Source organism: Caballeronia concitans (assembly GCF_001544615.1).
In the GTDB taxonomy this organism is placed as follows: Bacteria; Pseudomonadota; Gammaproteobacteria; order Burkholderiales; family Burkholderiaceae; genus Caballeronia; species Caballeronia concitans.
Map to the genome: position 1 here is coordinate 22,925 of NZ_FCNV02000013.1, position 12,803 is coordinate 35,727.

A 12,803-nucleotide genomic window follows, 5' to 3' on the forward strand; every position below is an offset into this window, starting at 1 on the left:
CGGGGTTCGACATGCAGGCATTCGAAGCGAACTTTGACGGGCTGGTCGGCCCGACGCACAACTACGCGGGGCTGTCGTTCGGCAACGTCGCGTCGCGCAGCAACGAGAAATCGGTCGCCAATCCGAAGGCCGCCGCGAAGCAGGGCTTGCGCAAGATGAAGCGGCTCGCGGACCTCGGCTTCCATCAGGGCGTGTTGCCGCCGCTGGAGCGCCCTTCGGTGAAGCTCTTGCGCAGCGTCGGCTTCACGGGCGATGACGCCGCCGTGATCGAGCGCGCCGCCCGCGAAGCGCCCGAACTGCTCGCGGCGGCGAGCTCCGCATCCGCGATGTGGACCGCCAACGCCGCGACCGTCAGCCCCTCCGCCGATACCGCCGATGGCCGCGTCCACTTCACGCCAGCGAATCTCGCGGCGAAGCTGCATCGCGCGATCGAGCATGGCGAAACGCGCCGGTCGCTCGCCGCGATCTTCGCCGATGAATCGCGCTTCCAGATTCATCACGCGCTGCCCGGCACGCCCGCGCTCGGCGACGAAGGCGCAGCCAATCACACGCGCTTCGCCCGCGAATACGGCGAGAAGGGCGTCGAGTTCTTCGTCTACGGGCGCAGCGAGTACGGGCAAGGCCCGCAGCCGCAGCGATTTCCCGCGCGGCAGACGCTGGAGGCGAGCCGCGCGGTGGCGCGCCTGCACGGCCTCGACGATGCGGCGACGGTGTTCGCGCAGCAATCGCCCGATGTGATCGATGCCGGCGTGTTCCACAACGACGTGATCGCGGTCGGCAATCGCACGACGCTCTTTTGTCACGCGCGCGCGTTCGTCGATCAGCAGAAGGTCTACGACGAACTCGGCGCGCGCTTGCACGCGCAGGGCGCAACCTTTACGGCGCTGGAAGTCGCGGAAAGCGACGTGAGCGTGGCGGACGCGGTGTCGTCGTATCTGTTCAACAGCCAGTTGTTGACGCGCGCGGACGGCAGGCAGGTGCTCGTCGTGCCGCAGGAATGCCGCGAGAACGCGCGCGTCGCGGCGTATCTCGATTCGCTCGGCACGCGCACGACGCCCATCGACGAAGTGCTCGTCTTCGATCTGCGCGAGAGCATGAAAAACGGCGGCGGCCCGGCGTGTTTGCGGCTGCGCGTCGTGCTGAACGAAGCGGAGCGCGCGGCCGTCAATCCGAACGTGTGGATGAACGACGCGCTGTTCGCGCGCCTCGACGCGTGGATCGACGCGCATTATCGCGATTCGCTCGCCCCCGGCGATCTCGCCGATCCGCGCCTGTTGGCGGAATCGCGCGCGGCGCTCGACGAACTGACGACCATCCTCGGACTAGGCGCGGTCTATGACTTCCAGCGTTGACGAATCCTTGCTGAGCGATTTCCTCGCGTTCACGCTCGCGGGCGCGCGGCCTTCGGTCGCATCGGGCGTGGCGTCCTCCGGCGTGCGATGGACGTGGCAAGGCGAGGGCGTGCTGCTGCTCGAACCCGCGCAAACGCAACTTCAAACGCAACGCCAAACGCATAGCGTGCTGGCATCGGCGGGCATTCATGGCGATGAAACGGCGCCGATCGAAATGCTCTCGCGGCTCGTCGCCGATATCGCGAACGGCAACGCGCCGCTTGCCGCGCGCATGCTCGTCGTGCTCGGCAATGCCGCCGCGATGCGCGCGGGCGTGCGTTATATCGACGACGACCTCAATCGCCTCTTCAGCGGCCGTCACGCGAATCTGCCCGCGAGCGCCGAAGCGCCGCGCGCCGTCGAACTGGAACGCACGGCGGCGGCGTTCTTCGAGAACGCGACGCACGCGAAGTGGCACATCGACATGCACACGGCGATACGCGCGTCGGTATTCGAGCAGTTCGCGCTGCTGCCGCACACCGGCGCGCCGCTCGACCGCGCGATGTTCGACTGGCTGCGCGATGCGCGTCTCGAAGCGGTGCTATTGCATCGCGAGAAAGGCGCGACGTTCACGCACTACACGGCCGAGCAGTGCGGCGCGCTCGCGTGCACGCTGGAACTCGGCAAGGTGCGTCCTTTCGGCGAGAACGATCTCGCGCGCTTCGCGGCATCGGATGCGGCGTTGCGCCGGCTGATCGCGGGCGAAGCGGCGGCCCAGCCAATGCCGTTGCGCGTGTTCACGGTGGTCGCGCAGATCGACAAGCTAAGCGAGCAGTTCGTGCTGAACGTCGCGAGCGATGTGCCGAATTTCACGCCGTTTCCCGCCGGCACCGAGCTCGCGCGCGATGGCGATTACACGTATCGCGTCACGCACGAAGAAGAGCGCATCGTGTTTCCGAATCCCAAGGTCAAGCCGGGCTTGCGCGCGGGCCTGATGGTCGTCGACACGACCGACGCCACGCTCGCCTCGCTCGACTGATCGCGGCGCGTCCTTGCGCGAGCGCGACATCCGCTTGCCAATTTCCTGGGTACCCCATCTCGACGCGACGATGCGCCGCGCCCGCCCGCGCTCAGGCGGAGCAGGCGCGAGCACGCGCTACAATCGCGGCCCTGTCCTTGATGCGGCGCATCAAACCGCATCGCGTGGTTTGAGCGTTTTTATCGGCGCCGCGATGCTTGGTTCGCCGGCATTGCGCCGCATCGGACACGAGTCACGAAACATACTGAAGGAGATGGCAGTACATGAAATCGAATTGGATCAATCGCAAGCTCGCCGCGGTCGCGGTGTTCGGAACCCTGGCCGCGTCGATGAGCGCGCACGCCGCCGACGATGCGAAGACGCTGCGCTTCGGCGTCGAGGCATCGTATGCGCCGTTCGAATCGAAGACGGCGAGCGGTGAGCTGACGGGCTTCGATATCGACGTCGGCAACGCAGTCTGCGCGAAGCTGAAGATGAAGTGCGTGTGGGTCGAAAATTCGTTCGACGGACTGATTCCCGCGCTGCAGGCGCGCAAGTTCGACGGCATCAACTCGGACATGACGATCACGGACAAGCGCAAGGTCGCGATCGACTTCACCGATCCCATCTATTCGATCCCGAACCAGCTCATCGCGAAGAAGGGCAGCGGCATCCTGCCGACCGTCGACGGCCTGAAGGGCAAGCGCGTGGGCGTGCTGCAGGGCTCGATCCAGGAGACGTACGCGAAGGCGAAGTGGGCGCCGGCGGGCATCGACGTGGAGTCGTATCAGGCGCAGGACCAGATTTACGCGGATCTGTCGTCGGGCCGTCTGGATGCGGCGTTCCAGGATGCCGAAGCGGCGTCGAAGGGCTTCCTGAAGCAGCCGCAGGGCGCGGGCTTCGCGTTCGCGGGGCCGGCCGTCGCGGATGACAAGCTGCTCGGCTCGGGCGTGGGCTTCGGCGTGCGCAAGAACGACAAGGCGCTGAAGGAAGCGCTGAACCGTGCGTTGAAGGAACTGAAGGACGACGGATCGATCGACCGGCTCGCGGCCAAGTATTTCGATGTGAAGGTGGTGCTGAAGTAACGCGCTTCTGTGCGAAAAAAGCCCGTCCCGGTGAAGTGCCGGGGCGGGCTTTTTTTGTCACATCGACGGCGTGATCACCACGGTACACGTCGTGCCTGCCGACAACAGCATCCCGTCCGGCACCGCATCGATTTTCAGCCGCACCGGCACGCGCTGCGCGAGCCGCACCCAGTTGAACGTCGGGTTCACATCGGCGAGCAGTTCGCGGCTTTGGGGATTGTCGCGATCATAGATGCCGCGCGAAATGCTCTCGACGTGCGCCTTCAGCTCGCCGCCGCTCATCAAACGAATCTGCGCTGAATCGCCGACGCGCACGTGCGGCAGCTTCGTTTCCTCGAAGTAGCCGTACACCCAGAACGAATGACTGTCGACGATGGCGAGCTTCGCCGCGCCGACCGTCGCGTAGTCGCCGCGATACACGTTCAGGTTCGTGACATAGCCATCGACGGGCGAATACACCTTCGTGCGCGCCAGATTGAGCTTCGCGGCATCGAGTGCGGCCTGCGCCTGCTGCAATTGCGCCGCCGCCGTCGATGCCGTCTGCGACGCGTTCTCGCGCGCTTCCCGCGACACCACGAGACTGTCCATGTCCGCACGACGCGCCGCGTCCGCCCGTCGCATGCGCAACTCGGCGGCGCGTGCCGCGACGTTCGCCTCCGCCTGCTCGACCGCGATCTGGTAATGCGACGGATCGATCTCCATCAGCAGATCACCTTTCTTCACGTACTGGTTGTCGCGCACGGGCAGCTGCACCACCGCGCCCGACACATCCGGCGCGATATTGACGACCTCGGCGCGCACGCGGCCATCGCGCGTCCACGGCTCGTCCATGTAATGCACCCACAGCACGCGGCCGATGAGCAGGGCAGCCGCGAAAATGACGATCGTCATGACGAAGCCGATGATTTTTCTGAGAACCATGATGAGTCTTCTAAACCTTTGAAGTCGAATGCTTGCCGCTCAGCGATACACCGCGAGCCCGAGCGCGCCGCAAACGCACACGAGCAGGCTCGCGCGAAAGAGCGCCGGATGCCAGACCACGCGATAGAGACCGGTCATCGCGAGCGCGCGGTCGATCGCCCACGTGATCAGCGCGCCCGCCACGAACAGCACGAGCAGCGTGGGCACATAGGCTTCGAGGATCGCGGTATCACGCGGCATGCGGCGCTCCTTTGACTGAATCCGATGCGAATGTGGCGAGGGGCGACGCCGGGTCGAGCAGCGCCGTCCGAATGAAATGAAGATGACTGACGATGCGCTGCAGCCGATGCCGCTCCTCGCGCGGCGGATTCGCCGTGGCGACGAGCGCCTGCGCATCCGCGATGGCGCGCGCGGTGCAATGGAGCGCGGCGTCGAAGCGCGCCGCGCTCGGCCGGTCGAAGAGGCGCGCGACGGCATCGAGCGTTGCGTTCGACGTGCGCCGCCACGGCGTCGACGCCGCGTAGTGCGGCGCATCGGGCAGGGCGGCGATCTCGCGCCGCAGATCGATGACCGCGCGGCCTACTTCCAGCACGCCGAAGAGCCACTCAAGCGCCTCGCGTTGCAGTTCGGGCTTGCCCGCGGCGAGCGCGTCGATCTGCGAAAGCAGGTCGCGCGTGCGGCTTTCGAAGTGCGTCGCGACGTGCGCGAGGCGTCCGCGTCGCGCGAGCACGACTTCCCGGCGCAGATCCGCGAGCAAGAGGCGACGCAGCCACGGCGCATCGGTCGGCAGGATCACGGCGAAGGCGATCGCGGACACGATCATCGACAGCACGAGCGCGAGCGCATCGTTCATGTAGGCGGTCGGTTCGTAATGAACGAGGTTGTCCGGACCCGCGAGAAAGCACAGGAAGATGCAATAGCCGATGCCCACGCCCGCCACCGCGCGCCGCGTGCTGATGAACGTGCCGAGCAGCAGCGCCGGCACGAGCGCCACGCACATCAGCACGAAGCCGTCCATGTGCGGGAACGCGCCGAACACGACGATCATTCCGACGACGCTCGCGAGCGCGGTGCCGATGGCCATCTGCATCGACATGAGCGCGGGCCTCGGCGACGACGACGCGAGCGCGCACACCGCCGCCGCGTTGAGCACCATCGTGCCGCCGCTCGGCCACGCGGTGGCGATCCAGAACGCGCTCAGCACGAACATCACGATCGCGCCGCGCAGGCCGGAAATCGCGGCGGCGAGCAGATTGGTCTTCGGCACGTAGCGCGCGACCCAACGCTCACGTTCATGCGACGGCGCCGCGAGCGACGCGTAGGTGTCGGCATAGGCGAGCATGTCGTCGACGAAGCGGTAGAGCAGTTCCGTCGCGGTATCGAATTCGAGCGGCGCGAAGTCCGCTTGCCCTTCGATCGCGGCGCGGGCCGTGCGCACGCGCTTCGGCAACGCGGCCTTGTAATCGCGCAGTTGCGCGGCGGCGTGCGCGGCGTCGGCGGCGTTGCGCACCGGTTCGCCCGCGTGCAGCAACAGCGGCGGCACTTCGTGGATGAACGGCGTGAGCGCGGCGATCGTCGTCGCGGAAGCGCTTTCGCGCAGACGGTTCATCAACTGATGCAGCGCGTGAAAGCGCGTCGATGCGCTCATGAACTCGCTGTTGAGCCGCGCGAGCCGTCCGCCGCGTCGTCGCGATTCCGGATGCTCGAACACCGCGACACTGCGCGCCGCCTCGAAGCCGACGATATCCGCGACGAAGCCGAGATTCACGCGCTCAATCTGCGCGCGATCCATCGTGCCGGACATCGCGCGGCACACGTAATCGACGAACTGCGTGAAGCGCCGCCGGACCGTCGTGCGGATTTGCGCGCCGGCGTGCTGCGGAAACACGAGCGCGCTGACCGCGCCCGCGCAGACGATGCCGAGCGTCACTTCGCCCACGCGCGTCAGCGCCGAGAGAAACGCGCCATCCGGATGCTGCGCCGCCGGAATGCCGATCAGCGCCGCCGTGTATCCCGCGAGCACGAAGCCATACGAGCGAAAATTGCGATTGCGCGCCGCGCCCGCCGTGCAGATGCCGACCCACAGCGCCGTCGCCGACACAAACAGCACCGGCTGCTGCGCGAACACGCCGATGAGCGCGAGCATCACGACGAGACCGATCATCGTGCCGCAAAAACGGTAGAAGCTTTTGGCGAGCACCATGCCGCTTTGCGGCTGCATCACGACGAAGACGGTGGTCATCGCGGTGCGCGGCTGCTGCATGTCGAGGCGCATGGCGATCCACAGCGCCAGCAGCGCCGCGAGCACCGCCTTGAAGATGTAGACCCACGCGAGGCCGTCGGTGCCCGCCCAGTCCGCGAAGGACGCGCGCAGCGACTGGCCGGATGCCGATAGGGAAGTGGACATCTCCGCGCTCACTCCGCGTGGTCCGGGTGACCAGCGCGGCTGAACGGCCCGATGTGCTGCGACGGCGCGAGCCGCGCCTCTTTCGGCCCGTTCGCGGGATCGTCGATGCCGCCGCCAAGCGCCGCCGTGAGCGTCGCGTACGCACCGAGCCGCTGCGCCCGCACGCGCGCCTGGGCATCTTGCGCGCGCAGCAGTTGCGACTGCGCGAGCAGCACGTTGACGTAATCGGTGAGGCCGCGCCGGTAGCCTTCGTTCGCGAGATCGTAGTTCTTGCGCGCGGCGGCGACCGAGCGGGCGGACGCGTCGAGTTGCGTATCGAGCGATTTCACGCGCACCACCTGATCGGCGATGTCCTTCAGCGCGGCAACGAGCGTCGCGTTGTAGTGATCGACGGCCTGATCGTATTGCGCCGATGCCGCGCCGAGTTGCGCGCGCAGGCGTCCGCCTTCGAAAATCGGCAGCGTGATCGCCGGGCCGAACGTATAGCCGGTCGCCTTGCTCGTGAGAAAGCTCAGGAGCGCGCCGCCCGCGAACGCCTGCGTGAGCGAAGCCGCGAGATTGATGTTCGGATAGAACTCAGCCTTGGCCACGTCGATGCCGCGCGCCTGAGCCGCGACCATCCATCGCGCGGCGACGATATCCGGCCGATGCCCGACGAGTTCCGCCGGCAGCGACGACGGCAGCGGCAGCGGCGTCGCCAGCGACAAGGCCGGGCGCGCGAGCGCTTCGCCCGCGCCGGGGCCTTCGCCGGCAAGCGCGGCAAGCTGATGGCGCGCGAGTTCGATCTCTTCCTTGAAGACATCGACCTGACGCTCGTATTCGGGCAGCGGCGCTTCGGCCTGACTCACTTCGAGCTGCGTGCCGAGGCCGCCTTTCAGACGGCGGCGCGCCAGTTCCGCGAGCCGGTCCTGCTGCTCGAGCGTTTCCTGCGCGATATCGAGTTGCGCGAACGCCTGCGAAAAGCCGATGTACGCGCGCACGATATTCGTTTCGAGTTCGAGCCGGGCCGCGCGGGCATCGGCGGCGCGCACGTGGGCGACGTCGAGCGCGCGTTCGGCGGCGTTGTCGTCGCGGCCCCAGAGGTCGAGGTTGTAGGAGAGCGAGAGGCCGGCGGTGTTGTCCCAGGTGGTCGCGTCGGCGTAAGGGCCGGGGCCGTAGAACGCGTTGTTCGGCCAGTTCTTGCGCTGCACGCTCATGCTGCCGTCGACGTGCGGCAGCAGCGCCGAACGCGCGACGCCCGCCTGTTCCTGCGCTTCGCGCACGCGGGCCGCGGCCATTGCGAGCGTCGGGCTGCCGGCCGTCGCGCGGGCGATCCATCCGTCGAGCTGCGCGTCGCCGTATGCACGCCACCATTGCGCGTCGGGCCAGGCGGCGTCGGCGTTCGCGGCCTTGATCGCGCTGCCGACGTCGAGCGCGGCGGCGTCCTTCATGGAATCCTGCGGTGCGATCTTGCCCGTGCTCGCGCAGCCGGCGATTGTTAATATTGCTGTAAGAACCGCAGCGCAAGCAGCGTTTCTGGACACCCGGCCTTGCACGTTCCACTCCCCGAATACATAACGGTCAAGCGCCGATTATATTTTTGCAACGATGCGCGAATAACAAGCCGGCTCGCAAAGCATTCTTACGAAGCGCGTGACAATCGCCTTTGCAAGGCATGCAACAATGCGTTCGGATTTCGAGAGAAAAGCGAGTCGAAAGACGCTATGGATACGCTTCAAAACATGCGCGTCTTTGTGCGCGTGGTCGAAGCCGGCAGCTTCACCGGCGCGGCCCAACATCTGAATACGACGACCGCCTACGCATCGCGGGCCGTGTCGGACCTGGAAGCGCATTTGCGCACGCGGCTGCTCAATCGCACGACGCGGCGCATCGCGCTGACCGAAGCGGGCGAGCGTTACCTGCAACGCTGCGAGCAGATTCTGGCCTACGTCGATCAGGCCGAAGCCGAAGCCAGCGACGCCCACGCGCGGCCGGCCGGCAAGCTCAAGGTGCATTCGATGACGAGCTTCGGCCAGCATTACATCGTGCCGATGATCTGCCGTTATCAGCAGCGGCATCCTTCGGTGCAGGTCGATCTGACGCTCGCGCAGCGCGTGCCGGATCTGCTCGACGAAGGCTACGACGTGTCGCTCGTGCTCGCGTCGGATCTCGCCGATTCCGGCCTCGTGTCGGCGCGGCTAGGATCGATGTTCAGCATCGCGTGCGCGTCGCCGGCGTATATCGAAGCGCACGGCGCGCCGCACGTGCTGTCCGATCTCGTGCGCCATACGTGCCTGCACCTGATGACGCCGGTTTTTCCGCCCGACCGCTGGGTCTTCGACGGCCCGAACGGGCAGGAGACGGCGAGCCTCGGCCCGTCGACGTTCACGGTGAACGTGGCCGAAGCGATGGTCGTCGCGATCCGCGAGGGCATGGGCATCGGCGTGCTGCCGACGTCGTCCGCGCTGCCGGGCCTGCGCGCGGGCACGCTGGTGCGCGTGCTGCCGCAATACACGATGCAGGAGCTCAACGTCTACGCGCTCTATCCGTCGCGCCAGTATCTCGACGCGAAGATCCGGACGTGGGTGGAATTCCTGCGCGAGGCGCTGCCGGCGACGCTCGCGGCGGATGCGGAATCGCTGAAGGAATTCGTCGCGAGCTGACGCGCGTTCTTGTTACGAAAATTCAGCGCGGCGCAACACTTGCTTACTCCCATTTCGACCGCAGCTTGTTACCGTTTGCACTCGTCCTAACCGCTCTACTCGGGAAAACGTCAAATGAGCACGCCACTCTTACTCGCCCTCGCCGCGCTTCTCGTCCTCATCGCCGTTCCCGCTTCGCGCGATCTCTTCAACGCCATGCGCGCGCAGTCCGAGCGCGAGGCGAAGCAGCGCCTCGTGCCGATTCGCATCGACGACGACCGGCGCGATCGTCATTCACGCTGATCCTGCGAGACTGACTCCAGCGGTTCGATGAGCCGCGGCTCGTCGTTCATGGTGCGATTCACGTCGCTCGTCACGCGATGCCACGCGAAATGCGACGCCGGCACGCCGTCGGTTCTGACGAGCGCGTGAAGATCGTCGGGCGACGTCTCCGCGTCCAGCCAGCGCCTCGCGGCCGGCGCTGAGAAGACGAGCGGGCGGCGGTCGTGGACGTCGACGAGACCCTCGTCCGCCTTCGATGTCACGATGACAAAGCCCGCGCCCGGAATCGCCGCGTCCTGCTCGCGAACGACGCTCGTGAGCGCGGCGAGGAACATCGGCTCACCGTCCGCGCGCTGGATGAAGTAGGGCTGCTTGAAAGGCTTGGTGGCGGCGTCGCCGGGGCGCGGCTCGACGCGCCATTCGAACCAGCCGTCCGCGGGCACCAGAATGCGCGCCTTCTTCCACAAGTCCTTGAAATACACACTCGTCGATGCCGTTTCCACGCGCGCGTTGATGGTCAGCGGCAGCTTCTTCCGCATGGCCCACGGCGGACAGTAGCCCCAATGCACGGCGCGGATGGTTTCGTCCGGGAAAATGGCGAGCGGATGCGTACCCGGCGACAGGTTATAGCCGGGGCGGCGGTCGGCGGCATCGACGAGGACGAACGGATTCTTGAGATGCAGGCGCTGCGCGTAATGCATCGGCAGTCGGTATTGGCTGATTCGGCCGCACATGACTTCTCCTCCGCTCAAGCTTCAGATCAGGCTTTGCATCAGACGTGGGACTGAACGTCAGATCTCGACGACTTTATCCCACGCGAACTCCGGATTCTCGAGCTGCCCGGTGCGACGGTCGATATACCCGCGCGGATTGCAGACCACGCGCGTGCCGTTCACGGTGTAGTCGAACGCGGTGTGCGTATGGCCGTGAATCCACAGCGCAACGGGTGAACGGGCGAGCGTCGGCAGATGATTGATGAAGCCCGCCGACACGATGTCCTCGGCGTAGCGCGGCGCGAGGCTTTCGCGCGTCGGGCCGTGATGCGTGACGACGATCGTCTGGCCCGCGAACGGCTTCGCCAGCTCGCTTTCGAGCCACGCGCGCGCCTGAACGTGCAGCGCGACGGAATCGTCGGGCGTGAAGGCGCGATGTTCGTCGTCGGGTTCGGGCCACGCAAGCTGGATCAGCCCGCGAAAGTCGAGCATGGCCTTCGTGCAGGCTTCCTTCGCTTTCTCGATTTCGTCCTCGCTCGCCCCGAACAGCGCGAAGTCCGTCCAGAGCGTCGTGCCGAGCACGCGCCACGCGCCCCGGCGATCCACCAGCGCCGCGTTGTTCAGATAGTGCACGTTGTCGACGCTGCGCGCGGCGTCGAGCATCGCGGTTTCCATCGCGCCGAATTCGCCGTCGTAGTATTCGTGATTGCCGGGCACGTAGACGACGGGTATGTCGTTGCCGAAATTCTCCGCCGCCCAGCGCAGGCCTTCGGCGTGGTTGTGGATGTCGCCCGCGAGCACGACGAGATCGGCGTCCGCATAAGGAATGGCGAGCGGCTCGTCGCATTCCAGATGCAGGTCGGACAGCACTCGTATCTTCATGCGGTGTTCTCCTTGCCGGCCTGCGCGTTCCAGCGCACGACCTTGCCCGGATTCATCAGGTTGTCGGGATCGAGCGCGGCCTTGATGGTCTGCATGAGGCGCACTTCGACGGGCGACTTGAAGTGCATCGCTTCGTCCACTTTCAATTGCCCGAGGCCGTGTTCCGCGCTGATGCTGCCGCGATGCTTGTGCACCTGCTCGTAGACGAGCGCGTTGATGGGCGTCTGGAATTCGATCAGAAACGCCTTCTGATCCACGCCTTCGGGCGCCTGCACGTTGTAGTGAAGATTGCCGTCGCCGAGATGGCCGAACGTGACCATGCGTGCGCCGGGCACGGCATTGGCGATGATCGCATCGGTTTCGTCGATGAAGCGGCCGATGCTGGAAATCGGCACCGCGATGTCATGCTTGATGTTCAGTCCTTCCTGCGCCTGCGCGAGCGGAATGTGCTCGCGCAAGTCCCAGAACGCCTGCGACTGCGCGAGATTTTCCGCGACCACCGCATCCTCGACGATGCCTTGCTCCAGCGCCTCTTCCATCATGCGCTCGAATAGATCGCGGGCGTGGTCGTCGCTTTCGCTGTCGGACAGTTCGAGCAGCACGGTCTGCGCGTGCGGCTCGCCGAACGGATAGCGCAGTTGCGGGAAATGCCGGCCGACGAGGCGCAGCGAGAAATCCGACATCAGTTCGAAGCCGGTCAGAAGCGGGCCGGCGTGGCGTTGGGCCAGCGAGAAGAAGTCGAGCGCCGCGTGCGGCGAGGCGAGGCCCGCGAGCGCCGTGACCTTCGCGACCGGCGCGGGATGCAGCTTCATGACCGCCGCCGTGATGATGCCGAGCGTGCCTTCGGCGCCAATGAACAGATCGCGCAGATCGTAGCCGGTGTTGTCCTTGCGCAGTCCGCGCAGGCCGTCCCAGATTTCGCCTTGCGGCGTGACGACTTCGAGGCCGAGACACAGCTCCCGCGTGTTGCCATAGCGCAGCACGCCGGTGCCGCCCGCGTTCGTCGACAGATTGCCGCCGATCGTGCAACTGCCTTCGGCGGCAAGACTCAACGGAAACAGGCGCTGCTCGCTTTCGGCGCGCGCCTGAATCTCGGCTAGCACGACGCCCGCTTCGGCGGTGATGGTGTTGTTGTGCGGATCGATGCCGCGAATGCGGTTCAGCCGCCGCAGGCTCACGACGGCCTGCGCGCCGCTGGCATCGGGCGTCGCGCCGCCGGCCAAGCCGGTATTGCCGCCTTGCGGGACGATGGCGATGCGGTGCTCCCGCGCGAGCCGCACGATGCCGGCGACTTCCTGCGTATCGGCGGGCAGCAGAACGGCGCACGCTTCTCCGCGATAGCGCTTGCGCCAGTCGACGGTGTACGGCTCGGTGTCGTGAGGGTCGGTCAGAACGTGGGATGCGCCGAGCAGGCGGATGCAGGCGTCGACGAAAGAAGCGGTGGAAGCGGTCATGGGCAAGGGGCAAATTCCGTTGGAGCGTAGCCGACAGTATCGCGCAGCGAAGCATTGCGCGAGCCTCGTCCGAATGGCATAGGCACGCG

Annotated in this window: 12 protein-coding genes; 5 read left to right on the forward strand and 7 right to left on the reverse strand. The window is 66.3% G+C overall.

Translation table 11 applies throughout. The features are described 5' to 3' along the window. The first annotated feature begins 11 nt into the window (after positions 1-11). The 3 genes from astB to AWB72_RS23435 all read left to right on the forward strand — a co-directional run bounded on the left by astB (position 12) and on the right by AWB72_RS23435 (position 3,434). Complete coding sequence (gene astB, locus AWB72_RS23425; RefSeq protein WP_040049319.1) at positions 12-1,352, forward strand: N-succinylarginine dihydrolase; 1,341 nt, start codon at positions 12-14, stop codon at positions 1,350-1,352. Beyond that, positions 1,336-2,370, forward strand: coding sequence for a succinylglutamate desuccinylase (gene astE, locus AWB72_RS23430; RefSeq protein ID WP_040049320.1), 1,035 nt, complete (start codon positions 1,336-1,338; stop codon positions 2,368-2,370). Before astB ends, astE begins: the two co-directional genes overlap by 17 nt. Positions 2,371-2,633: 263 nt before the next feature. Continuing rightward, the gene (locus AWB72_RS23435; RefSeq protein WP_040049321.1) at positions 2,634-3,434 is read left to right on the forward strand and encodes an ABC transporter substrate-binding protein; all 801 of its coding nucleotides are present in this window, start codon (positions 2,634-2,636) and stop codon (positions 3,432-3,434) included. 57 nt (positions 3,435-3,491) lie between these two features. Here AWB72_RS23435 and AWB72_RS23440 read toward each other — a convergent pair whose 3' ends face one another. The 4 genes from AWB72_RS23440 to AWB72_RS23455 are packed head-to-tail and all read right to left on the reverse strand — an operon-like array spanning position 3,492 to position 8,297. Beyond that, positions 3,492-4,355 carry an efflux RND transporter periplasmic adaptor subunit gene (locus AWB72_RS23440; RefSeq protein ID WP_040049322.1) on the reverse strand — a complete coding sequence of 288 codons (864 nt, stop codon included), beginning with the start codon at positions 4,353-4,355 and terminating at the stop codon, positions 3,492-3,494. A 39-nt stretch (positions 4,356-4,394) separates the two neighbouring features. Continuing rightward, complete coding sequence (locus tag AWB72_RS23445) at positions 4,395-4,595, reverse strand: DUF1656 domain-containing protein (protein WP_040049323.1); 201 nt, start codon at positions 4,593-4,595, stop codon at positions 4,395-4,397. Then, positions 4,585-6,762, reverse strand: coding sequence for an FUSC family protein (locus tag AWB72_RS23450; protein ID WP_087128778.1), 2,178 nt, complete (start codon positions 6,760-6,762; stop codon positions 4,585-4,587). Before AWB72_RS23450 ends, AWB72_RS23445 begins: the two co-directional genes overlap by 11 nt. A gap of 8 nt (positions 6,763-6,770) precedes the next feature. Further along, entirely contained in the window at positions 6,771-8,297 is a 1,527-nt protein-coding gene (locus AWB72_RS23455; protein ID WP_040049324.1) for an efflux transporter outer membrane subunit, read from the reverse strand. 168 nt (positions 8,298-8,465) lie between these two features. Here AWB72_RS23455 and AWB72_RS23460 point away from each other — a divergent pair, with 168 nt between their 5' ends. Both AWB72_RS23460 and AWB72_RS28970 read left to right on the forward strand, forming a co-directional pair. Continuing rightward, the gene (locus AWB72_RS23460) at positions 8,466-9,404 is read left to right on the forward strand and encodes a LysR family transcriptional regulator (RefSeq protein ID WP_040049325.1); all 939 of its coding nucleotides are present in this window, start codon (positions 8,466-8,468) and stop codon (positions 9,402-9,404) included. A 114-nt stretch (positions 9,405-9,518) separates the two neighbouring features. Then, positions 9,519-9,686: a hypothetical protein gene (locus AWB72_RS28970; protein ID WP_159459399.1), complete on the forward strand. Its 168-nt coding sequence runs from the start codon at positions 9,519-9,521 to the stop codon at positions 9,684-9,686. Here the strand turns inward: AWB72_RS28970 and AWB72_RS23465 are convergent. Genes AWB72_RS23465 through AWB72_RS23475 form a run of 3 tightly spaced genes read right to left on the reverse strand, consistent with a single transcriptional unit; the run spans position 9,674 to position 12,714 of the window. Continuing rightward, the gene (locus AWB72_RS23465; protein ID WP_040049326.1) at positions 9,674-10,399 is read right to left on the reverse strand and encodes an SOS response-associated peptidase; all 726 of its coding nucleotides are present in this window, start codon (positions 10,397-10,399) and stop codon (positions 9,674-9,676) included. The genes AWB72_RS28970 and AWB72_RS23465 overlap by 13 nt on opposite strands. A gap of 57 nt (positions 10,400-10,456) precedes the next feature. Next, positions 10,457-11,260, reverse strand: coding sequence for a metallophosphoesterase (locus AWB72_RS23470; RefSeq protein WP_040049327.1), 804 nt, complete (start codon positions 11,258-11,260; stop codon positions 10,457-10,459). Beyond that, complete coding sequence (locus AWB72_RS23475) at positions 11,257-12,714, reverse strand: FAD-binding oxidoreductase (RefSeq protein WP_040049328.1); 1,458 nt, start codon at positions 12,712-12,714, stop codon at positions 11,257-11,259. The genes AWB72_RS23470 and AWB72_RS23475 overlap by 4 nt, the downstream gene beginning before the upstream one ends. Positions 12,715-12,803: the final 89 nt, after the last annotated feature.

What these genes read in the sequence shown, in the direction of transcription:
- astB (WP_040049319.1), top strand. Translation starts at nt 12, where the DNA reads ATGCAGGCATTCGAAGCGAACTTTGACGGGCTGGTCGGCCCGACGCAC.
- astE (WP_040049320.1), top strand. Translation starts at nt 1,336, where the DNA reads ATGACTTCCAGCGTTGACGAATCCTTGCTGAGCGATTTCCTCGCGTTC.
- AWB72_RS23435 (WP_040049321.1), top strand. Translation starts at nt 2,634, where the DNA reads ATGAAATCGAATTGGATCAATCGCAAGCTCGCCGCGGTCGCGGTGTTC.
- AWB72_RS23440 (WP_040049322.1), bottom strand. Translation starts at nt 4,355, where the DNA reads ATGGTTCTCAGAAAAATCATCGGCTTCGTCATGACGATCGTCATTTTC.
- AWB72_RS23445 (WP_040049323.1), bottom strand. Translation starts at nt 4,595, where the DNA reads ATGCCGCGTGATACCGCGATCCTCGAAGCCTATGTGCCCACGCTGCTC.
- AWB72_RS23450 (WP_087128778.1), bottom strand. Translation starts at nt 6,762, where the DNA reads ATGTCCACTTCCCTATCGGCATCCGGCCAGTCGCTGCGCGCGTCCTTC.
- AWB72_RS23460 (WP_040049325.1), top strand. Translation starts at nt 8,466, where the DNA reads ATGGATACGCTTCAAAACATGCGCGTCTTTGTGCGCGTGGTCGAAGCC.
- AWB72_RS28970 (WP_159459399.1), top strand. Translation starts at nt 9,519, where the DNA reads ATGAGCACGCCACTCTTACTCGCCCTCGCCGCGCTTCTCGTCCTCATC.
- AWB72_RS23465 (WP_040049326.1), bottom strand. Translation starts at nt 10,399, where the DNA reads ATGTGCGGCCGAATCAGCCAATACCGACTGCCGATGCATTACGCGCAG.
- AWB72_RS23470 (WP_040049327.1), bottom strand. Translation starts at nt 11,260, where the DNA reads ATGAAGATACGAGTGCTGTCCGACCTGCATCTGGAATGCGACGAGCCG.
- AWB72_RS23475 (WP_040049328.1), bottom strand. Translation starts at nt 12,714, where the DNA reads ATGACCGCTTCCACCGCTTCTTTCGTCGACGCCTGCATCCGCCTGCTC.